Origin of the sequence: Aldersonia kunmingensis (assembly GCF_001646865.1) — a bacterium.
In the GTDB taxonomy this organism is placed as follows: domain Bacteria; phylum Actinomycetota; class Actinomycetes; order Mycobacteriales; family Mycobacteriaceae; genus Aldersonia; species Aldersonia kunmingensis.
This window is the reverse complement of record NZ_LRRB01000066.1, coordinates 1-21,054: the sequence shown is the minus strand read 5'-3', so window position 1 is coordinate 21,054 and position 21,054 is coordinate 1. Positions and strand designations below refer to the sequence as shown.

Annotated in this window: 20 protein-coding genes and 1 pseudogene; 9 read left to right on the top strand and 12 right to left on the bottom strand. The window is 63.3% G+C overall.

Features of this window, described 5'->3' with window-relative positions:
* From A8G08_RS04700 to A8G08_RS04690, 3 genes are all read right to left on the bottom strand, one after another.
* A partial coding sequence (locus A8G08_RS04700; protein ID WP_068270786.1) for a MorD protein occupies positions 1-1,067 on the bottom strand: 1,067 nt, incomplete at its 3' end.
* 627 nt (positions 1,068-1,694) lie between these two features.
* Positions 1,695-2,390, bottom strand: a complete 696-nt coding sequence (locus A8G08_RS04695) for a hypothetical protein (RefSeq protein ID WP_068270792.1) — start codon at positions 2,388-2,390, stop codon at positions 1,695-1,697.
* 141 nt (positions 2,391-2,531) lie between these two features.
* Positions 2,532-3,143, bottom strand: a complete 612-nt coding sequence (locus A8G08_RS04690; protein WP_068270783.1) for a TetR/AcrR family transcriptional regulator — start codon at positions 3,141-3,143, stop codon at positions 2,532-2,534.
* A gap of 348 nt (positions 3,144-3,491) precedes the next feature.
* Here A8G08_RS04690 and A8G08_RS04685 point away from each other — a divergent pair, with 348 nt between their 5' ends.
* From A8G08_RS04685 to A8G08_RS04675, 3 genes are all read left to right on the top strand, one after another.
* Positions 3,492-4,280 carry an SDR family NAD(P)-dependent oxidoreductase gene (locus A8G08_RS04685; RefSeq protein WP_068270780.1) on the top strand — a complete coding sequence of 263 codons (789 nt, stop codon included), beginning with the start codon at positions 3,492-3,494 and terminating at the stop codon, positions 4,278-4,280.
* Between the two features lie 15 nt (positions 4,281-4,295).
* On the top strand, positions 4,296-5,369 hold the full coding sequence (locus A8G08_RS04680) for an NAD(P)H-dependent amine dehydrogenase family protein (RefSeq protein WP_068270776.1): 1,074 nt from the start codon (positions 4,296-4,298) through the stop codon (positions 5,367-5,369).
* A 418-nt stretch (positions 5,370-5,787) separates the two neighbouring features.
* Positions 5,788-7,389: a GMC family oxidoreductase gene (locus A8G08_RS04675; protein WP_068270773.1), complete on the top strand. Its 1,602-nt coding sequence runs from the start codon at positions 5,788-5,790 to the stop codon at positions 7,387-7,389.
* 618 nt (positions 7,390-8,007) lie between these two features.
* Here the strand turns inward: A8G08_RS04675 and A8G08_RS04670 are convergent.
* Together A8G08_RS04670 and A8G08_RS04665 are read right to left on the bottom strand one after the other, a co-directional pair.
* On the bottom strand, positions 8,008-8,352 hold the full coding sequence (locus A8G08_RS04670) for a hemerythrin domain-containing protein (protein ID WP_068270771.1): 345 nt from the start codon (positions 8,350-8,352) through the stop codon (positions 8,008-8,010).
* A 405-nt stretch (positions 8,353-8,757) separates the two neighbouring features.
* Positions 8,758-9,618, bottom strand: coding sequence for an alpha/beta fold hydrolase (locus A8G08_RS04665; RefSeq protein ID WP_281182121.1), 861 nt, complete (start codon positions 9,616-9,618; stop codon positions 8,758-8,760).
* 262 nt (positions 9,619-9,880) lie between these two features.
* Here A8G08_RS04665 and A8G08_RS04660 point away from each other — a divergent pair, with 262 nt between their 5' ends.
* Complete coding sequence (locus A8G08_RS04660; RefSeq protein WP_245672629.1) at positions 9,881-11,020, top strand: serine hydrolase domain-containing protein; 1,140 nt, start codon at positions 9,881-9,883, stop codon at positions 11,018-11,020.
* A gap of 317 nt (positions 11,021-11,337) precedes the next feature.
* On the opposite strand, the gene A8G08_RS04655 is transcribed toward A8G08_RS04660, so the two are convergent.
* The 6 genes from A8G08_RS04655 to A8G08_RS04640 all read right to left on the bottom strand — a co-directional run bounded on the left by A8G08_RS04655 (position 11,338) and on the right by A8G08_RS04640 (position 15,230).
* Positions 11,338-11,727 (bottom strand): hypothetical protein, encoded by a 390-nt coding sequence (locus tag A8G08_RS04655; protein WP_068270765.1) that lies wholly within the window; start codon positions 11,725-11,727, stop codon positions 11,338-11,340.
* Positions 11,728-11,842: 115 nt separating this feature from the next.
* A complete protein-coding gene (locus A8G08_RS04650) occupies positions 11,843-13,045 on the bottom strand; it encodes a fatty acid desaturase family protein (protein WP_068270760.1) in 1,203 nt (400 codons plus the stop codon).
* A 154-nt stretch (positions 13,046-13,199) separates the two neighbouring features.
* Positions 13,200-14,381, bottom strand: coding sequence for a N(5)-(carboxyethyl)ornithine synthase (locus A8G08_RS04645; protein ID WP_068270758.1), 1,182 nt, complete (start codon positions 14,379-14,381; stop codon positions 13,200-13,202).
* Positions 14,365-14,505: a hypothetical protein gene (locus tag A8G08_RS27385; RefSeq protein WP_169823262.1), complete on the bottom strand. Its 141-nt coding sequence runs from the start codon at positions 14,503-14,505 to the stop codon at positions 14,365-14,367. Before A8G08_RS27385 ends, A8G08_RS04645 begins: the two co-directional genes overlap by 17 nt.
* A 49-nt stretch (positions 14,506-14,554) precedes the next feature.
* Positions 14,555-14,683, bottom strand: a complete 129-nt coding sequence (locus tag A8G08_RS28225) for a hypothetical protein (RefSeq protein WP_281182120.1) — start codon at positions 14,681-14,683, stop codon at positions 14,555-14,557.
* Between the two features lie 223 nt (positions 14,684-14,906).
* Positions 14,907-15,230, bottom strand: coding sequence for a DMT family transporter (locus tag A8G08_RS04640; RefSeq protein WP_068270755.1), 324 nt, complete (start codon positions 15,228-15,230; stop codon positions 14,907-14,909).
* 166 nt (positions 15,231-15,396) lie between these two features.
* On the opposite strand from A8G08_RS04640, the gene A8G08_RS04635 reads away from it, so the two are divergent.
* From A8G08_RS04635 to A8G08_RS04615, 5 genes are all read left to right on the top strand, one after another.
* Entirely contained in the window at positions 15,397-16,335 is a 939-nt protein-coding gene (locus tag A8G08_RS04635; RefSeq protein WP_068270789.1) for a TauD/TfdA dioxygenase family protein, read from the top strand.
* Between the two features lie 106 nt (positions 16,336-16,441).
* Positions 16,442-17,086, top strand: coding sequence for an ABC transporter permease (locus tag A8G08_RS04630; protein ID WP_068270752.1), 645 nt, complete (start codon positions 16,442-16,444; stop codon positions 17,084-17,086).
* On the top strand, positions 17,083-18,393 hold the full coding sequence (locus A8G08_RS04625) for an ABC transporter ATP-binding protein (protein ID WP_068270748.1): 1,311 nt from the start codon (positions 17,083-17,085) through the stop codon (positions 18,391-18,393). Before A8G08_RS04630 ends, A8G08_RS04625 begins: the two co-directional genes overlap by 4 nt.
* Positions 18,390-19,127 (top strand): ABC transporter permease, encoded by a 738-nt coding sequence (locus tag A8G08_RS04620; RefSeq protein ID WP_068270745.1) that lies wholly within the window; start codon positions 18,390-18,392, stop codon positions 19,125-19,127. Before A8G08_RS04625 ends, A8G08_RS04620 begins: the two co-directional genes overlap by 4 nt.
* Positions 19,124-20,110: a glycine betaine ABC transporter substrate-binding protein gene (locus A8G08_RS04615; RefSeq protein ID WP_068270738.1), complete on the top strand. Its 987-nt coding sequence runs from the start codon at positions 19,124-19,126 to the stop codon at positions 20,108-20,110. The genes A8G08_RS04620 and A8G08_RS04615 overlap by 4 nt, the downstream gene beginning before the upstream one ends.
* 70 nt (positions 20,111-20,180) lie before the next feature.
* Here the strand turns inward: A8G08_RS04615 and A8G08_RS04610 are convergent.
* Positions 20,181-21,054, bottom strand: a pseudogene (locus A8G08_RS04610) (helix-turn-helix transcriptional regulator); the annotation flags it as partial.

The following is a 21,054-nucleotide window of genomic DNA, read 5'->3' as shown; positions in this document are numbered from 1 at the left end:
GAAAGTGCGTCGGCACAGGCCAATTCGAGTTTGAAGATTCGGCCGCCGTGCACGCCAAGGGAGGAGCTGCCGTCGAGTAGTACGGCCGTTGTGACGTCGCGGCTGCTGGGCAACAGCTCGCGGAAGATGCGCGGCTCGATGGCTTCGCCGGTTGCCAAGTCGACATAGTGGTTGACGTACTGCTCGATATCGAGGTCCGATCCGTCTTCGAGCCGGTTCTTCATGGCTCGGTGCGTGTGCTCCTCGAACCACTTCCGAAGATCAGCCGGGGCTATTTCGGGTCGGTGGGTTTGCCTCGGGTGGCTGCGCTCGAGCACAGCGACGTGATCGGGCAGGAAGCTCCCGGTCCAGGCATTCCATTCCGGGTACGGAATGCCCGGGCGGTGCTGCGGGGTGACGTCGAGGTCGTTGTCCTGGGGCCGGCTGGGTGGGGGCAGGTTCGGGTTGCGCACGCCGCCGTCCCCGCCGACGGGCACGGAGTACGGCCGCGGTAGCCGCTTCTGTGTGGTGGTCCACGGCATCCGGCCGAAGGTGCGGCGCAACTTGTCCGAAATCCCTTGCGGTGCCGTGTATGCCATTGGCAACCGGCCAAGCAGCGCGGGGACGCCGCGTGATTGACTCCGGCGTGCCAGCGCAATGGCACGCTCGATCATCTGCTCGGCACCCATGTCACCGGAAGCGATCTCGATGTCGGGCAGAACGCGTCGCAGTTCCGGCAGGAGCCCGGGCCACCTCTCCGCGATCCATCCCATCGCCACGCCCGCTTCGACGAGGGTGAGCGCGCAGAGCTCTCCGGTGGAGAGTTCGTTGAGCCGATACTCGACGAGTCTTTCCTTTGACGGCGAACACTGCAGCGCGACACCACATGTCACGGTTCGGCGAGTCCAGCCGGGCACGGGCACCGGGTATGGAACGTGCACGAGATCCACGGCCGAGTTCAGGCTGAACTCGCGCATGTCGCCGGACACCAGGCGCGCCCCCTGGCGGCGCTGGCCGCTGAGAGCGACGGCTGTCACGGAGCAACTACGCTCGAAGGCCAGCGCGTGGGCATCGGAGAGCTCGGTCATCAACAAATCTTTCGGCAGAACGAACGGGGAGCGCCGATCAGAACGTGCCGATGTTCTTGAACATCCAGTACCAGAACCAGATGATCAGGCCGGTGCCGCCCCAAGCTGCGACGTAACGAAGGATTTCCCAGACCCAGTCCATTGCCATTCCTGCCTGTCGTCGAGCTGCATGGATTCCGTGAAGTTGTCGGGACTCCAGCCCACGAGGAGCGGTTGTGTCCGGCGTGGCCACCATGACGGTGGGAGCCTCGTTCTTGGCGCCGAGAATCCGCTGGCGCGTTCAATCGGCGCGCTTCGCGCATGCTGTTCCCAACTCGTGGCGTCATCAGGGCTTCTTTGTAATCCAGTTACTGACTGAAGTCAATATTATGGAGAACTTGAAGCTCGTTTCCATGCCTTACTAGCTCGGCTATTGCTTGTTGGCAACAGTTTTGGAGGAGAGAATGCCGTGAGCGCCGAGCGGATAAATGATCATCGTCAGTTTCGTGCGGGCTTTCGCTCGCTGATCCGATACGGAGCGTTCCGGCGTGCGCAAAGACGCTGTCGGTCATCAGGTAGGAATCGAAAGACCATTGGCAGCAGAGATGTTCAACGGGAACCGTCGGTTGCCGACGGACCGTGCGGCGCTCAGTCAGTGAAGATTTCGCGGTTGACCGTGTGCAGATATGGGATCGCCAGGAATGGCGTGATGTAGAAGATGTCGTACAGCCACCAGCCGATAACCGGGAAGACGACGCCGGCGTAGCGCACGTCGGCGTACATCGTCATGTTGAACACGTACGCGGTCCAGATCACCACGCCCATCCAGCAGGTGACGATCATCCACTGGTGGCCCCACCGCTTCATCTGCAGGAACCCGATTGCCGCTGCGATGCGCATGGTGAAGACGGTCAGGATGAAGCCGACCTCCATAGCCTTCTCACCCGGGCCGGCCGCCCCGCCGAGCCACAGTTCGTTGTAGTGCCAGAAGTAGCCCGCGTCGAACATTGCGCCCCACCCGTTGAGCAGCACTCGCGCGAGCAGCGTGTGGTTCGCGACGAGGTCGAGCGCCCAGCCAACCGTGTTGATCGCGGCGTCGATGATGACCAGGTAACCGATGAGAGTGACGATCATGGGGCGAACCGACAACCCCGCTCGCTGCGCGCGCCGCAGGAGCCACACTCCGCGGAGAAACAGCGGAAGACCGAAGATGCCCAGGGCGGCGGTGCCGATCAGAAGACTACCGGAGATCAGCCACTTGTCGGCCTGCCGTTGCGCGAGCTGGGATTGCTCCATGTGCGCTTCGAGCGAGAGGCCCGTCCGCGGACTACCTGGGGCGGACATCGGACGGTTGGCGCCCGGCGTGCGGTACTTCGCCTTTGGGATGTTCACTGCGCCCCTCTCGATCACCGCCGATGAGTATCGGTCAGGCTAACAAAACTGACCTGAGTCAATCAATGGCGCGAGCGGGGCTTCTGCGGCCGATCATGCGATGGCCGGTGGTTGCATCCCTCGCAACGATCTTGCGACATAGTCCTGGATCAAGGCGTCCCGTGTCGGCCAATCGTGCGTGGTGATCAGTAGCGCGTACATGCCCAGCAGGAAGAACACGGCGCTGTTCATGGGATTGACGTCGGAGTCGACTTCTTTGCGATCCCGTGCTTGCTCGATTTGCTGGGCGACGAGAACAATCAAGGGATGGTCGGTGCCGTCCTCCGCGGGAGGGCGTGTCGGCGAGAAATGCAGCGCCAGAAAGTCTTTGAACAAGTTGTCACCGAGTCGGCGCTCGAGTCCCATCACCAGCCGGACAGCCTCGTCCAATACCTGGGCCACTGTCCGGCCGGATTTCAGGAACTGGCCGTACTGTTTGGCGATTCGCTCTTCTTCGCGGCGTTCGAGCTCGAGAAGCACGTGCTCCTTTGTCGGAAAGTGGAAGAAGAAGGTGCCGTGGGCGACGCCGGCAGCGGCGACGATGGTGCTTACGTCAGCCCCGACCATGCCGGACCGCTTGAATTCCGCGATCGCTGCACCCATCAGGCGCTCCCGGGTCTGGAGCCGCTTGGCCTCACGTGCGGACAATCCCTCGGTTACAGCCATTGGGCGATTCCTTCCCGTTCTGACCCGACTCATCGGGGGAGTCGCTAGACGTGCGCACCTCGACATTAGCGCATTCGATGGGTGCGCGACTGAAGCCATCGCCTGGGCTGATACGTCGTGCGCTGCAATACGAGCGCGTTGACCTCAACGACATTGTTGCGCTGTGCCTTCAAACGCTGAAGTCGGAAACCGGAGGGCGGCCCGCCCATTGATCGTCTCGCCGAGGCATCGACTTGGGCGGGCGTGTGAAGGCGATCCCCAGCCACAACACGTTGCTTTGTTATTGACTTCAGTCAATCACCGCAGTAGATATAGCGATGTCCAACTCGGGCTCGACGAGGGGTGCATATGGCACTGGAACAATTCGATCTGAACGGACAGGTAGCCATCGTCACGGGCGCCGGCAAGGGCGTCGGTCAGGGCATCGCACGAGTGCTTGCCGAAGCCGGCGCAACCGTCGTTGGCACCGCCCGCACAGAGGCGGACATCGTCGCCACAATCGCCGACATCGAGAAGGTGGGCGGCAAGGGACTTGCGTTGACCGCAGATGCGATGAGTCGACCCGATGGCGAGCGCGTGGTCGACACGACGATCGAAAACTTCGGCCACATAGACATTCTGGTGAACAACGTCGGCGGGTCCACTTACGCTCGGTTTCTCGACATCACCGACGAAGACTTCAGGCACACCTTCGACTGGTGCGTCACATCGGCTTTCATCATGAGCCAGCTCGTGGCTCCGCACATGATCGAGGCCGGCCATGGGGCGATCGTCAACATCTCTTCCGGCTCAGCGCGATTCGGCATTCGTGCACTCACGGCGTATTGCACCGCCAAGGGTGGCCTCGAGGCGCTGACGCGGGCAATGGCGCAGGAACTAGCGCCGAAAATCCGCGTCAACGCAATCGCCCTCGGTTCGTTCGCGACCGACGGGCTGCAAACCAGCCTCGACATGCTGCCTGGATCGCTGGAGAAGATGAAGGAGGCCACGCCGCTGCACCGCCTCGGCGATGTGGAAGACCTCGGCCGACTCTGCGTCTATCTCGCCACACCCGGTTGCTACGCCACCAACTCGATCTTCCATGTGGACGGCGGAATCGAGTCGAACAATTCGCCGCTTCCCATCCCCGACTACTAGGCCGAACGGACCGAAATGCGCAGAGTTGTACTGTTTTCCACAGGCAACGTCGGAAAGCATTCGTTGCGGGCGATCATTGGCAGGCCCGATCTGAAGCTCGTGGGTGTGCATGCCGCCAACCCGGAGAAGATCGGCCGGGACGCGGCCGATCTGTGTGGACTCAGCGAACGCACGGGCGTCAGCGCGACCGACGACATCGACGCGCTGATCGCGCTCGCGCCCGATTGTGTGGTCTACACCGCACAGGGCGAGACGCGCCCGATGGAAGCGCTCGAGCAGATGTCGAAATTTCTGGCTGCGGGAATCAATGTCGCTGCCACCTCGATGGTGTGGCTGGTAGCCCCTCGCCAGGCCGACGACTGGTTGCGGGTGCCGCTGGAAGAGGCCTGTGCCGCGGGTGGAGCCTCGTTGTACGTCAACGGCATCGACCCCGGGTACTCCGGTGACACCGAAGTGCACAGTGCGCTCAGCCTCGTGACCCGGGCGCGGTCGATCATCGTTCAGGAGATCTTCGATTACGGCAACTACGACGACTACGAATTCACCGGCAAGTCAATGGGTTTCGGCATGACAGCCGATGACGAAACGCCGATGTTGTTTCTGCCGGGCGTCATTGCCTCGATGTGGGGTGCCCCCGTTCGAAATCTCGCTCAACAGCTTGGCGTCGAACTCGACGAGATCCGACAGCGCACCGAACCTTGGTACACCGACAAGCGGATCGAATGCAAAATGACGACAGTCGAACCAGGGCAGATGGCTGCGGCACGGTTCGCAGTCGAGGGGGTTCACGACGGCGTTCCGGTGATCACGATGGAACACATCAACCGGCTCACGTCCGACGCGGCACCCGACTGGGACTATCCGCCCGATAGCCAGATCGGTGTGCACCGAGTTGTGATCGAAGGTGAGCCACGCGTCGAACTCAACACACATGTCTCGCATCCGGTGCTGGATTCCACCGATGCGGGGTGCATCTCCACTGCCGCCAGGGTGGTCAATGCGATCGACTGGATCTGCAATGCCCCGGCCGGCCTGATTTCGGTGGAGGACATCCCGCAAACAGCGCTGATCCGCGGATTGATGTGGTGAACAGTCCCTTCACGGGTACAGCGCGTGTTCTACGCGCGAGCGTGGTCTAGGACCTCAGAGGCTTGAGCAATCCCGCTGAGCCGACAATCCCTGCGCGAGACGGCGTACGAAGCAGGATGCGGTAGTTGGGCGCTGCGTGGGCGAGTGTTTCGTACGGATCGATGTACTTCCCCTTCGCGGGGTTTCGCTCGATGCTGATGCCGTTGAAGCGGTGCTTCTGAAAGGCGTCGAGTCCCTAAAGATCTCTCGCCGCGTTCTGCTCCACAGGTTGGCACACTCTGGCACCGGCATCATCGACCGACCGGCCGCAGCTTCAGTTCACCGTTCGGATGCCGTCGAGCCCGCGCGATGGGTAAGCTGCAACACGTTCCAGGTTCGGGCAACGTCACTCGAACCTGTGGCGTACAAGAGGACGATTATGGCTAAATCGGCCGACTACCTCGTCATCGGTTCCGGCAGTGCCGGGGCCATCGTCGCTCGCCGCCTTGCCGACTCCGGCGTCACGGTCACGCTGATCGAGGCAGGGGGAACCGACAAGGGCCGACTCGTGCGCAAGCCGGGGATGATCGGCCCGCTGCACAGCGTCCCGCGGTTGAAGAAGACTGTCGACTGGGGGCACTACACCGTCGAGCAGAAGCATGCGCTCGGCCGCAGGATTCCGCAGACGCACGGCAAGGTGATCGGTGGTTCCAGTTCGATCAATGGAATGGTCTTCGTCCGCGGCAACCGCAAGAACTACAACGACTGGGCTGCCGAGGGCAATACGGGTTGGTCATACGACGAGGTCCTGCCCAGCTTCAAGAAGTTCGAGTCGTTCGAGGACGGCGGCAGCGAATGGCGCGGCGGCTCTGGGCCGATCAAGGTCATCCGCTCCCGTGACCTGACGCCCGCATCCGAGTCGTTCATCGACGCTCTCGCCGACACCGCTGCGGTGCCGAAGAATCCGGACTACAACGGCGCGGAGCAGGAAGGCGTCTCGATCTTCCAGCAGACCAACAGCAACGGGTTGCGGTCGAGCACGTCGGTCGGATATCTGGACGATCGGCCAGCGAACCTCACCGTCCTGGCGAAGACTCAGGCCACGCGGATCGTCATCGACAACGGGCGGGCCACCGGAGTTGAGATCGTGACGAAGAACGGCCGCGAGGTCCTGCGTGCGAATCGGGAAGTGATCCTATGCGCGGGTACCTTCGGCTCGCCGCAGCTGCTGATGGTGTCGGGTATCGGCCCAGCCGATCATCTGCGTGCGTTCGGCATCGACGTCGTCGCCGATCTGCCTGTGGGAGACAACCTGCACGACCATCTGTTCGTTCCATTGACGTTCGCGATGCCGACGGCGCTGCACCGATCGTCTCCGGGGTATTTCGCGCGTGCGTTTGCCAAGGAGAGCCTGCGCAACAACAGCACCTGGCTCGCGCGCAGCGTATTCGAGGTTGTCGCCTTCGTACGGACGCAGTACGCGACAGACATCCCCGACCTGCAACTGCACGTGTTGCCGTGGAGCTACCCGTCCCCGAACCAGGACGCCCCGATCCGGCACGTCCCCGACCCGCGGCAAGCCCTCACCGTCATGTCGACGCTGATCTACCCGCGTAGCCGCGGCACCCTGCGGCTGCTGTCGGCCGACCCGGTGGCCGCACCCGCCATCGATCCCAACTACCTCGACGATCAGGCCGACATCGACGTACTCGTCACAGGGATGGAGCTGATCCGCGAGGTGATGGCCGCGAAGTCGATCGCCAGCGCCGTCGACACCGAAGTGGCGCCAGGTCGGCAATACTCCCACCGCGGCGACTTGGCCAAGGAAGTGCTGAACCGGGCCACCACCGTCTACCACCCGGTGGGGACATGCCGCATGGGCGTGGACGAGCGGGCCGTCGTCGACCCGATGCTGCGCGTGCGCGGTATCGACGGCCTCCGGGTCGCCGACGCGTCGATCATGCCCAGCATCGTCGGCGGCAACACCAACGCCGCCACGATGATGATCGGCGAACACGCGGCCGCACTGTTGCTCTCGTAGGCGCAATTCTTGCGCTGAACCGCGCGACCTATGGCATCGGCGTCCTAGTCGCGTTCGGCGGGTTCTCTTGCCCTGCAGTACCTGTAGCTTTCGCTGTTCATCGGGTGTTTTCGCGGTAGCGCGGGGGACAGTTCCGGTTCAAGGGACCTGAGACAGATCCAGTGGTCTGCGGCGTTCCCCTGGTCAGGGGCCTTGGTAACGCACTTGACTTTCCAGCGTCTGGTCAAGTGCGCTGAGTTTGCTTGATTGCTTCTGAAGCCGTTGCGGGGGAGAAGAATTCGGGTCTTCTGCGTATCGTCGCCACCAAATGTGCCTCGTGAAATACATTGTGGGGCAATGTCACTGCTGGGTCCGCAATGGGTCCACAGACGAGAGTGCGGGCCGACCGAGCGGCGGAGATTGCGGATGTCCGCAGCTCAGGTGCAGGGTCGATGGTTCTCTCTACAGCTGCCACGCTGCGACCTCGGATCTGCCGCGGGAGTGCCTACTGCGCTAGGAGCCCGGACATGTCAGTCGATTCTATGTTGTACTGCAACATGATTAGCTGCGCCTTCGTCCTTCCCGGATGGTCGCGGGTTTCGAGGACGTGATGGTCACCGGCGGCCGTCGTGCCCTCACTCACGTGAGAGCACGACGGGACTCTAGACGATGGCCCGTCCCGGTTTCGGCGTCGAGCCGGTTGAGCAGGCCGGTCATGTCGGCCTCGAGCTTCTCGATCCGATCGTGGTCCCTGGTCAGCTTGTAGGTCTCACCGGGTGCGCGGGCGTCCAGCAGCGGCAAGATGATCACGTTCTCCTGATGCGCGTGGTGCGCGAGGTTCTCCCGCAATAGCATCCACGCTTCGTCCAGTCGCTTCGTCGCCTCAGTATCGGCGTAGTCGACGCAGCCTGACTCGAGGCTGACCGTGAGAATGGCGTGCCGCAGCGCCTTGTGGATGAGGCGCAGCAGGTCAATTCGCTCCATTGCGAACTCCTCTCCCAGTTGTGATGCACCCCATACTGCGCGCCCGGCCGAGGCCGATGCTAGGGCCGAAAGGACTGGCCCAGGGCCGAAAGGCCCTCTTGCGCAACGGAATCAAGGGGCGCGAGGTTGCGCGCGACCGTGGCCAGGAGTCTCACCCAATCCTTCATTCGTACCAAGAGGCTCCAGTAGCTCGAGGCGAAGCGGCGAACGCTAGGTGTGGTCAAGCGCGCCGACGCGGCGCGTTGGCCCGGAAGGTACTGTGTCGGAGACGAATTTGGACTTGTCTGTTGCATCGGCAGCAAAACGCTGACGTGAAATACGTTGTGCCGCAGTGTCGCTATTGGTCCACAGTGGGCGGACGCCTCGGCCGTGGCGTAGCGGCACTTCTCTCGCGCCGCTTCTGTCTCAGAGCACGACATCGAGGAACTGTCGGACTTCGCGTCGTACCCGGTCGTCCTGTCCGAGGAGGACGTGTCCGCCGGAGTCGCAAACGACCACGCGCGCGGTGGGCAGTCGGGTTCCGGAGTATCGGATGATCTCGGCCGTCTTGTACGGGTCGTCGGCTGCCGAAACGAGCAGCGCCGGCGCCGTGAGCTGCTCGATCGGAAGGTCTGGTGCCACGGGGATGGTGGTGCGCATGTCGTGTGCCAGGCCGACGTGGCGCGCGCTCGCCGGCAGGAACCAGTCGACAACCTTGTGGCGAAACTCGGGGGTGATCTGGTCGTGCAGCGCTGCAGGGACACCCGCGATACGCAGCACCAGGCCCCGGGCGAACCGGACCATCGCCCACATGAGGAAGTCCGAGCCCAGCACCCGGTCCAACACGAACGCCGGCGGACCTGCCTGGTTCGCTCCCGGCTCGGGCGGCATGAACAGCGCCGGAGTGATCAATATCAGCGCGTTCACCCGCTGCGGGTGCCGCAGCGCAAGCTGCGTCGCCGACTGCGCCCCCGCCGATACCCCGATGACGACAGCACTGGGCACGTCCAATGAATCAAGCAGTGCGGCAAGGGTGTCGGCCTGGGTGGCGTGGGTTGCGCCGGACGGAAGGGGACTGCGTAGATAGCCGAAGCGTGACGGGGCGATGATCCGGAACTTGTCCCCGAGGATGTCGGTACCGATGCTCAACCCCATGTCGAACCCACCGGACATCCCGTGCACTACGAGGACGGGAGGTCCGGTTCCGCACTCGCCTAACTCGACGGGCCCTCGTGTGGTGGTGACAACCCGACTCCGTCCGGCGAGTCGGGCTCGAGCGCGACGCATGTCGGAGACAAACGCGACACCGACCGCTGCTGAGGCCACACCGGCCAGGAATGCAACGATCCGACGACGCCTCGATGCCCTGTTCATCGACAACCTCCCAGTTCTGGGCGGACGAATTCGGTCGAAGAGCTTTGCGAGCAGCAGTTTCGCACCTCACGCTAGTCTGCGATGGACATCTGCTCCTGGGGAGGAGATCACCGTGTCCGGTGGGCAGGCGAATCGTGCAGACATCCATGGATACGCTCGTCACGACTTTGCGACCGTGCGTCAAGCGTTCGCCGAGAATTTCGCCCACCGCAAGGAGTTGGGTGCCGCCTGCTGCGTCTACTACCGCGGCGAAAAGGTGGTGGATCTGTGGGGAGGGGTGCGGGACAAGACAACCGGCGAACCTTGGGAGCAGGACACCATGGCGCTTGTCTTCTCGGCCACGAAGGGCATGGCGGCCATGACTGTGGCGCTTGCGCACTCCCGCGGCTTGATCGATCTCGACGAGCGGGTGTGCACGTACTGGCCCGAGTTTGCCCAGGGCGGGAAAGATCGGATTACGTTGCGCCAGTTGCTCGCTCACCAGGCCGGGCTATTCGGCTTCGACGAACCGGTGGATGCCGTCGTGGTTGCGGACTTGGACAGGCTGGCCGCGATCATGGCCCGGCAACGACCGGAGTGGGAGCCGGGAACCCGTCAGGCCTACCACGCCATCAGTCTCGGCTTCTACGAGGGAGAACTTATCCGCCGAGTCGACCCGCAGCACCGCACCTTGGGGCAGGTCTTCGGGGACGACATCGCGACTCCGCTGGGGATGGAGTTCTATATCCGCTTGCCGGCCTCGATTCCCGATTCCAGGCTCGCCCGGCTGGTCACCCGCAATCCGTTATTGAGCCTCGCCGAGCTGTCGCCGCGAGTGTTGTTGGCGGTGCTGAACAAGCGGTCGGTCTTCTACCGATCGATGATGGCCAACCCGGGAACACTGCTTGGGTTGGATCCAGACAGGATCTACGCGCGTGAACTGGAAGTGCCCTCGGGCGGAGGCGTGGGCACGGCGCGCGCACTAGCCCGCGCGTATGGGGTGCTGGCCACGGGCGGCGCGGAACTTGGAATGCGCCCGGAGACTTTCCAAGCCTTGATCTCCCCTCCGGTGCCGCCGGAACAGGGTTTTCGCGACCGGTGTCTGTTCGGAGATATCAGGTTCTCCTTCGGCTTCATGCGGCCGGCACCTGATTGGACATTCGGTGGGCCTGCGTCGTTCGGATCGCCCGGAGCGGGCGGTTCCTTCGGATACGCCGATCCCGACGCGGGGATCGGCTACGGCGACGTTTGCAACCGGATGAGTAAATCTCATAACGATCCGCGTGACGTCGCGCTGCGCTCTGCGATGACCGACAGCCTCGCCCGACTGTCCTGACACACGGCTTGGAGCGAGACGTGCACGCGAACGTATGGTGCGCCACAACGCGTCGGGTGCCATGCGACGGCGATGAGGGGAGGTGGCTGTCGAGCAACGGTGCTCGGGCAAGCGGCCCCTCAGATCGGTGCGGGGCTGGTCGACTGCTCGATCCCTGGCACGGTTCCGGGCTTCAATCTCGGTGGGGCCGATCATGATCCAGTCCGGGCATAGACCTACCAGGCGTCCAAAGTTGCGGCTGGGTTCTCCCGCAGGATGGTTGATGGGTTACTCGCATGCCCTGTCCTGTGCGGGCGCGAAGTCCATCGTCCAAGTCTTCAGGCCGTGAAGTCCACCATCGTGCGTTCGTGAATTCCTGTACGCGGGACCGCACGCAAGTGTCTGCCTGTACGTCGTCGAGCCTGGACAGCGGGAAGATTGCCGACCAATCGGGTAGCAGGGTGACTGTCAACTGCGATGGATTTGTGAAGCACGTCGATGAAAGCGTCGCCCACCAGCGCGCGCCCCGAGGAGGCTGTGACTGTGACGGTTCGGCCTTTGCCGACCGCGATCGTTACCGCTGTACCGTCGTGACTGTCGTGCACGCCCACGATGAGGCCAGCCACCAGACTGGCGTTGACACCCGGCAGGGCGTCGTGCGACATGCAGATGTACCGGTGGATGTGTGACGCATTGAGGTCTGCGACGGCTACGTCTTCCGATGACATGACCGCAAGGTACCGCCGAAATGGACGTTTGACCAGTATCTGCTGCGCCTGGTCACGGCGGTGGGTAGCAACGCGACTGGAACCCAATCGGTGGTCGACCGTGCTCGTTGTCGTGTCACGCCCGAGCGTGAAGCGAGGTCGACAGCCCGCGACGCAGGCCGGTATCCGGGTCGATACGCGGCCCCGGATCGGTGAACTTGTGTTCGGACGCGGTCTCGGGTGCGTCGTCGGTGGTCGCCCTGAGGAACCGGTTGGGCAGCGCCAGCTTTGCGATGGTGCGCCACGACTTCAGGTACTGACCGGGCAGTGATCCGGTCGTGTAGGGAAGGTCGTACTTTTCGCACAGTGCACGAACGCGCACGGAGATCTCGCGGAGCCGGTTGCTCGGCAGATCGGGGAACAGGTGATGCTCGATCTGGTAGCAGAGGTTGCCGCTGAGGAATTCGGTGCCCGGCCCCGCCTCGAAATTCGCGCTGCCGAGCATCTGGCGCAGGTACCAGTGCCCTCGCGTTTCGTCGGTGAGGTCGGCCGTGGTGAATTTCTCCGCGCCGTCGGGGAAATGCCCGCAGAAGATGACCACGTTGGTCCAGATGTTGCGGATCGTGTTCGCTGTCAAGTTCGCTGCGAGGGTGGGCAGGAATGCCGGACCGGTCAGGGCCGGGTAGGCGACATAGTCCTTGACGATTTGCTTGCCGGCCTTGTCGAGCACTTCGCGGCATTTGCGCGCGAACTCGACACGATCAAGACCGCCGGTGGCCACCTTGCCCAGTTCCAAGTGTTGCAACGCCACGCCGTACTCGAAGAACAGTTGCAGCGCCAGGTTGTAGACCGGGTTGCCGACACTCAGCGGCTGCCAGCGTTGATCGCGGGTGACGCGCAATAGGCCGTAGCCCACGTCGTCATCCATCCCCAGCACATTGGTGTACTTGTGGTGAATGTAGTTATGGGTGTGCTTCCAGTGTGCCGACGACCCGGCGTTGTCCCACTCCCAGGTGGTGGAATGGATTTCCGGGTCGTTCATCCAGTCCCACTGCCCGTGCATGACGTTATGCCCGAGCTCCATGTTCTCGATGATCTTCGAAACGCCGAGCATCGCCGTGCCGGCGAGCCAGGCCGGCGGGAACCAACTCGCGAACAACACTGCGCGACCACCGATTTCGAGCGTTCGTTGCAGTCGGATCGTGTTGTGGATGTAGCGGGCATCACGCTCGCCACGCGAGGCTTCGACATCACGCCGGATCGCGTCGAACTCGACGCACAGCGCCTCGACATCCGCCGCGGTCAGGTGGGCGTAGTCCTCGACATCCGAAATGGCCATAAACCTACGCTACCGTAGGTTACGGTAGCGTAGGTTACGCGCACGTGAGGCCTGCGTTATCAACACTGGTACTTGGTCGGATCGGGTCTATGGAGCCGCGCATACGGTTTGGAAGGTAGCCCGGCCCGCGATGGGACAGACCGAACCGCCGGGGTTAGTGCGGGATCTCGCTCGCGGCGACCGCGTGTGGATACACGTCGGCGCGACGCTGGAAGGACAGTATGTCCGGGTTCAGGATCTCGCCGTCGCGGATCTCGATAGCCCGTCCGATGGTGGCATTGGCCTCCCACGCGGCCCGGCCGGCCAACACCGTCCGCAGGTGCGGCAGCAGAGCCTCGCTGATCTCCCAGGTGGCCGAGTTCCACAGGTACGAGGGGCTGTGGTCGACGGCGTAGTAGTGCACGTTGTCACCGACCACGAAGCTCGGGTTGGTGAAGGAGGTGGGGCGGGCCCAACTGAAGCCCATCTTTTCATCGCAGGAAACGTCGACGATGAGACTTCCCGGCTGGAAAGCGCCGAGGTCCCGCTCGGTGAGGAAGGTCAAAGGAGCGGCGGTGTCCTGCAGCACGCAGTTGACGACGATGTCGTTCTCGGCCAGGAAGGGCGCGAGGGCTACTCGTCCGTCGGTCGTGACGACGCAAGTCAGTTCAGGGTCGTCGGCATCGTGGTCCAGGTGCACGATCTGCACCGAGTGAATCGGTGAGCCGACGGCAGTGACCATTCGGTTGGTGAGTACGCGAACGTCGGCGATACCGTGTGCGCTGAGTGCTGTCACGGCTCCCCGTGCGGTGGCACCGAAGCCGATAACCGCCGCGCGAAGCCGACGGCCGTAAACGCCGGTCGTGCCGATCAATTCGAGCGCGTGCAGCACCGAGCAGTACCCGGCGAGTTCGTTGTTCTTGTGAAAGACGTGCAACAAGAATCCGCCGTCATGAGCCCAATGGTTCATCGCTTCGAACGCGATCAGCGTCAGCCGCCGGTCTATGGCCAGTTGGGTGATCTCGGTGTCCTGGACGCAATGCGGCCAGCCCCACACGATCCGACCTTCACCCATCTCCGCGAGATCACCGGGTTGAGGCTTCGGCAGCAAGATGACGTCGCAATCGTGGAGCAGTTGCTCCCGGGGCAGCAGGCCAGCGACGTAGGGCGCCAACTGCGCGTCGGTCATGCCGAACGGCTCGCCGTATCCCTGCTCGGCGTAGATGTGTTTCCGGAGGTCCGCGTCGATGCGCTGGAAATGCAGCGGGTGGATCGGAAGCCGTCGTTCGTTCGGCTTGCGAGAATGCGCGATGACGCCGAGCGTGAGTCGCGGCCGAGCCTTAGCGCTTCTTGCCATGGAACGCGGTCTCGACGCTGTGGTCGGCCGAGTGCGCCTTCTTGTCGGCCTTATCGGCGCGCTTTTCCTTGAGCGTCTTTCCCGACTTCTTCGACATGGACTGACGCGGTGACTTGTCGGACATCAATTGGTCCCTACGATTTGGGAACCTGAACGGTCCCGATGCCTCGACACTACGCTGATGTCACCACGACGATGGGCAGACCCGCGCTGGACGCGCCGTTGTTGTGCTCGGCGACCGCCCCGACGGGGGTGACGACGGACGCTTGTGGAATCTTGCCCCGGGTATCACTGCCGAGCAACTAATCGTTTCCCTGGTCAGATGCCTCGGCAGCACACTTCGCTGGCTAGTGCCTAGTCAAGTGTGCCGGGACCGCTCGATTGGGACCGAAGATGTTGCGGGGGAGAGGAATTCGGCGTTCTTGCGTCTCCCGGACCGAACATGGATCGTGAAATATATTGTGCAGCAATGTCACTGCTGGGTCCACAAAACAATAGTTCGGGCGGGACGTGCAAGGAATTCACTCAATGCGGCGCTGCCAGATTCAACGTCACGACCCCGGCGATCACCAGCACCACGCCGACGAGCTTCGCGAGCGTGATCGGCTCGTCAAGGAAGAACACCCCGATCAGCACGATCAATGTGGTACCCACCGCCGACCACACCGCGTAGCCGATGCTGACCTGCATGCCGTGCGTGATCGACAGGGCCAGGAGCCAGATCGCGAATGTATAGCCTGCAATGCAGCCGAGCGTGGGCCAGAGTCGCCGGAAGCCGTCGGTGCTCTTGAGCATGCTGGTGGCAACGACTTCAACGAGAATCGCGCCGGCAAGGAACAGAAAGGCCATCAAGGCTCCAGATTCGTAGGGGTACCGCTGCCGATCGTCGACTACCCGGCGTTCGCCTCTGTTCGCGGGTCCACGTTTCGATCAGCACGACGGCAATCCTGGCGGCCCGCTCCGGGAGCTGGTTATGTCCGGCTCGATCGTTATGTTCGAAGGAAAGGCCCACCGGATGTCTGTCGCCACCCCCAGCCAGCCCGAGAATTCCGTGCCAGTCGTCAAGCTCGGCGCCCATATCGGCGCGCGGATCGACGGAGTCCGCTTGGGCGGTGCGCTGGACACCGCGACTATCGCCACCATCCGCGCCGCGCTGGCCGAGCACAAGGTGATCTTCTTCCGTGGCCAGTACCACCTGACCGAGGACGGCCAGTACGAGTTCGCGCAGTTGCTCGGTACCCCGACCACGCCCCACCCGACGCTGACCTCGGCCGGGGTGAAGAGCCTGGCCATCGATTCCCGCCACGGCCGCTCGAACGTCTGGCACACCGACGTCACCTTCGTCGACCGGGTTCCGAGGGCGTCGATCCTGCGCGCGGAGTCGCTGCCGAGCTACGGCGGCTCGACCATGTGGGCCTCCACCGTCGCCGCATACGACTCGCTCCCGGACCCGCTCAAGCGCCTCGCCGAGAGCCTGCGCGCGCGGCACACCAACCAGTACGACTACGCGGCCGACACCGAGGACCAGCTCGACGACGGCAGCGAGGCCTACCGGCGGGAGTTCGAGTCGGCCTTCTTCGAGACCGAGCATCCGGTGGTACACGTGCACCCGGACACCGGCGAACGTGCCCTGCTGCTCGGCTCCTTCGTCAAGCAGATCACCGGGCTGTCGACCAAGGAGTCGCAGACGCTGTTCCGGCTGTTCCAGGGCCGCGTGACCCGTCCGGAGAACACCGCCCGGTGGAACTGGGAGCTCGGCGATGTCGCGATCTGGGACAACCTCGCCACCCAGCACTACGCCGTCGACGATTACGACGGCAGCGAGCACCGTAGGTTGACCCGCATCACGCTCGCCGGCGCGATCCCGGTCGGCGTCGACGGTGCTCCCAGCACCGTGATCGCAGGAAACGCCGAGTCCTATTCGGCCGTGGATTCGCTGTCCCAGGCGGCATAATCGTCTCGATTCCGCCGCGCGCCGTCGGGCGTTGACCCAACGATCCAATTACTGTCGGGTTGACGGATTCGGCGCTCGATCAGTTTTGGCTGACGATGGGAACCCGGTGGACCTGTGGAATTACGTCCAGGGGCGAGGAGAGTCCCTGGCATTCCTCACCTATCAACACGCGTCGTTGGCATTTCAGACAGTCCTGGTCGGCTCTCTCATCGGAATACTCATCGCGGTCGCGGTCTACCGACTCCCGCTCGCGGCTGCGCTCACCCTCACCTCGAGTCGCGTCGCCTTGACGATTCCCTCGCTCGCGCTGTTGGCGATACTGCTGGTCCCGTTCGGTCTCGGCGTGATCCCGTCCTTCATCATGCTGGCGTTCTTCGCAACGATGCCGGTGATCGGCAACGCGATCGTCGGGCTGCGGTCGGTGCCGGCCTCGGTCATCGAATCGGCACGAGGCATCGGTCTCTCGCGGTGGCGAATTCTGGTGACCGTTGAATTTCCCATAGCGTGGCCAGTGATCCTCACCGGCATCAGGCTGTCAACCCAGATGATCGTCGGAGTGGCTGCCATCGTCGCCTATGTCCTCGGCCCGGGCCTCGGATCGCTGATTTTCAACGGCCTTGCCCGGCTCGGTGGCGCGAACGCCCTCGAGATGGCGATGACCGGCACCATCCTCATCGTCATCATCGCGCTGGTGTTCGACGCACTCCTCGTCCTGGTCGGACGCTTCACGATCGCAAAGGGACTGAAATGACCGATGACGTGATCATTCCGCCCGCCGGCACGGTTTCCGATCGCAACGTGACCGGTGCCTCGATCGTCCTGGATTCGGTCGTGAAGCGTTACAAGGGCACCGTCAAGCCCGCCGTCGAGCGCCTCGACCTCGAGATCGACGCCGGCGATATTGTCGCGTTCGTCGGTCCGTCCGGTTGCGGAAAGACGACCACACTCAAGATGATCAATCGGCTGATCGAGCCCAGCGAAGGCAGAATCTTCATCGGCGGCCGTGACGTCACCAGGGAGAACCCGGACAAGCTGCGGCAGTCGATCGGATATGTCATTCAGTCCGGTGGTCTATTTCCGCACTGGACGGTCGCCAAGAACATCGGCGCGATCCCGCGCGTGCTCGGGTGGGACAAGAACCGGATCGCCGAACGCACCGAGTACCTACTCGATCTGGTCGGTCTCGACGCCCACACCTTCGCCGAGCGGCTGCCCAAGGATATGTCCGGCGGACAACAGCAGCGCGTCGGCGTGGCCCGTGCCCTCGCCGCGGATCCTCCTGTCCTGCTCATGGACGAGCCGTTCAGTGCCGTCGATCCGATCACACGGATTCGCCTGCAGGACAGCCTGATTGCGATCCAACACGAACTGGGCAAGACCATCGTGATCGTCACGCACGACTTCGAGGAAGCCACCAAGCTCGGCGACAAAGTGCTGATCCTCTCCGAGGGTGGACACGTCGAGCAGTACGGACGCCCAGAGGAAATCCTGACCGATCCGGCCACACCGTTCGTGGAGGAATTCATCGGTGCCGGGGCAAAACTCGCGTACCTAACCGTCACCCGGGTGCGTGATATCGACTCCGACGAGGTGATCATCGCGCGCGTCGGCGATTCTGCCGAGGGTGTGATCGCACGGGCGGCGGCAGCGGGACACACCTGGGTGGTCGTGGTCGACGACGACGGGCGTCCGCGGTCATGGCCTTCGCTCACCGAGTTGGCGACGAAACCAGAAGTGTCCGACTACCTCGATCGGAGGTTGCCGGTCGTCGCGCAATCGTCCACGCTCAACGACGCGCTCGATGCGATGCTCGCCGCCAGTCAAGGCGCCGCACTCGTGACCGATGGTCGCGGCGCGGTGGTTGGCTCGCTCAGCATCGAGTCGGTGACAGAGACGATCCGTACCAAACTCGAGGAGGTACGGTCCGAGAATCCCGATATCACTTATGAGGCTTATATCGAAGGGACGGATACGACGCCTACCCCGGTCGTAGCCGCCGCCGAAGAACCGCATGTGGTCCCCGCCGGCGACGAGCCCGGGGCGGCCCGACAGTCATGAATCGACTGCGACGCATTCCGATCGACGTGTGGTTCGAACCGATCATCTTCCTCGTGATCGGAATCGGCTACGCCATCTGGTATGTGAACACGACGTTGACTCCTACCGAGGAAGCCTCCCTGGGCTGGGCAAACCTGCAGACCACCATCCTCGATCACATCAAATTGGCCGCTGTCGCCGCCGTCATCGTGATCGTCATCGCTATTCCGTTGGGTATCGCGTTGACCCGCCCCGCCTTGCAGCGGTACGAGCCGATCGCCGTCAATATCGCCAATGTCGGCCAGGCCGCGCCCGCTGTGGGGCTGCTCGTCCTGTTCACCTTCTGGCTGGGCACCGGATTTCGTACGGCCGTAGTCGGTCTCGTCGTTTACGCCGTCCTGCCGATCCTGCAGAACACCATCGTCGGGCTTCGGCAGGTGGATCAGCGCACGATCGAAGCGTCGCGAGGCATCGGCTATTCCGCGCGCCGGACGCTGTTCCTGGTGGAGTTGCCGCTCGCGGTACCGGTGATCCTCAACGGCGTGCGGACCGCACTGGTCATTCTGGTGGGCACCGCGACGCTGAGCACGTTTATCGGGGCGACGAGTCTCGGAACGCTGATCACAACCGGTGTCACGCTCTTTCTGCCCAAGCTGCTCGTTTCCGGTGCGATTCTCGTCGGCCTGCTGGCGATGGTGATCGACTGGCTCGGCCGGCTCGTCGAACTGGCCGCAACCCCACGCGGCATCTCATGAGGGCGCCACGGGCGCGGGTGGTCGCGCTGCTTTCGGCCCTCATCGCGACAGTGTCGATGGTTTCCGCCTGCGGCCTGGTGAGTTCGTCCGGAATGTTCCACGACGCGAGCCTGCCGGGGGGCGCTGAGCCACTGGAGGGCGCGAGCCTGGTGGTCACATCCAAGAGTTTCACCGAGGGCGTGCTGCTCGGGAAGATCACTGCGACATACCTGGCCGCGGCGGGCGCTGACGTCAGGGATATGACGGGGGCACCGGGATCCGCTTCGTCTCGCCAGGCCCAGCTCAACGGCGAGGCCGACGTGCTCTGGGAATACACCGGCACCGGGTGGGTGAACTACCACAACCAGACCGAAGTGATCAGCGACCCGCAGGAATTGTGGCAGCGGGTGCACGACATCGAGTTGGAGGAAAACGATCTCGAGTGGCTGCCGCCCGCCAACTTCAACAACACCTACGCATTCGGCGCCTCGAGGCCGACGGCCGAACGCCTGAACGTGAAGACGCTGTCCGATGTGGCTGCGCTGCCGGTGCCCGATCGGACCTTCTGCGTCGACGACGAATTCTTCAGCCGCTCCGATGGTTTCCTGCCGATGCTGGAGACTTACGGCATTCCGTACAACACGCCGGACGGGGTTCCCCAACAAAACGTGACGCGAATGGATGCCGGCGTGGTCTACACCTCGACAGCGAGCAGTTCGCCGTGCAACTTCGGCATGGTGTACACGACCGATGGACGGATCAAGAACCTCGATCTTGTCGTGCTCGAAGACGACAAGGAGTTCTTCCTCCCCTATAGCGGCTCGGTCGTGGTCCGTGGCGACATCATTCGTCGCTATCCACAGATACGCGAATTGATGGCACCCATCGCCGATCGGCTCAACGATGACCTGATGCAGGAACTCAACGGCCGCATCGACATCGACGGCGAGGATCCGGCCGATGTCGCCTACGACTGGCTGAAGAGCGAAGGGCTCATCGAGTAGCCGGCCAACGCGCCTTTAGTTCTCACACCACCAGGGTCTCCGGGCTCGCCGGGAATCCGGTTCGGCGAGGTCAATCGATGCCCTTCGCCCACCATCCGGATGGCGGGGCCTCCGCATACTCCCACCGTGGCGCGTAGTGCTCGAGAAAGATCTGTCCGACCAGTTCGCCGCGGCTGCGCACGCCGGTCTTGTCGAATATCGACTTCATGTGGTCTTGAATTGTGTAGACGGACAGCGACATTGCGCCTGCCATCTCTTTGGTCGACTGGCCTTGTATGCACAGCGCGGTGATATGGCATTCGCGTTGGGACAGTCCGTAGGCCAGGGCTATGACCGGGGCGATCTCACGTGGCGTCGCGGGTTGGATGATGACGGCGGTGCTTCCTTCTTGGGCGCCGGACAGCCTCGTCCCGTACAGCAGCAGCCACGAGCCGGATCGCGTGCGTACCCGTGAGCGGGCGGAAAGTTCCAGCGGATCCGTGCCCGGTGCGATCGCCCGCGCCCGGGCCGCGATGGCCTGAACGACCTTCGATTCGGTCGGTGTCGACGGCGGAGGGATCTCGACGATTTCCTCGATCCAGCGTTCGGCTGCGGGTGAGACTGATTGCGGGTTGCCACCGGAGTCGAACACCACCACGCCGGGGCTGTACGGTTCCGCGGTCGCCTCGGCCTCGACCACGCGCAGCATCGAGCGTCGTAGACCGGTTGCGAGCGCGGGCGCGAGCGCCGTGATTGCACGGACGTGGTCGGCGGTGTACCACGGCTGGTCCGCGTTGCGCATGAACGACGCTGCCCCCAGTAGATCCCGTCTGTTACCAGGGATACGCGCAGTTCGTCTCTGATTCCGTATGCCTCGTGCGAGCGGTGTCGCGCACTGCGTGACAGGTCCCCGTGGGTATCCAGGCTCAACGCTCCCGCCAGGCGGCCGCTGCGCGCGAGAAATG